The organism is Pseudonocardia sp. SID8383 (assembly GCF_009864975.1).
Classification (GTDB): domain Bacteria; phylum Actinomycetota; class Actinomycetes; order Mycobacteriales; family Pseudonocardiaceae; genus Pseudonocardia; species Pseudonocardia alni.
Window position 1 is genome coordinate 1 of the sequence record NZ_WWFY01000910.1, and the last position, 299, is coordinate 299.

The window sequence follows — 299 nt, forward strand, 5'->3', positions numbered from 1 at the left end:
ACCGCCGGACCCTCGTGATGCCGGACCGCAGGGGGGCGACGGTCCGGGCGCACGACCCGCCCCGGTACGGAACCAGGCCGCCGAGGAGGAGGACATGCTCGCCGAGGCCGCGGCCGAGGCGGCGTCGCCGGGCGCCCGTCGCGACCCCGAGGCCGCCGCGCTGGAGATCCTCACCTCGCACCTGGGGGCCCGCGCGATCGACCCGCGCTGACCCCGGCCCGGACGGGTCGTGGCCGGGGCGCAGGTGGTCAGCGGCGCAGCTGTGCCAGCACCGCAGCGGCCACCGCCGCCGCGATCCG

Annotated in this window: 1 protein-coding gene; it reads left to right on the forward strand. The window is 79.9% G+C overall.

What is annotated here, in order from left to right:
• On the forward strand, positions 1-211 hold a 211-nt coding region (locus GTW08_RS32100; protein ID WP_237454051.1), incomplete at its 5' end, for a hypothetical protein.
• Positions 212-299 lie beyond the last annotated feature (88 nt).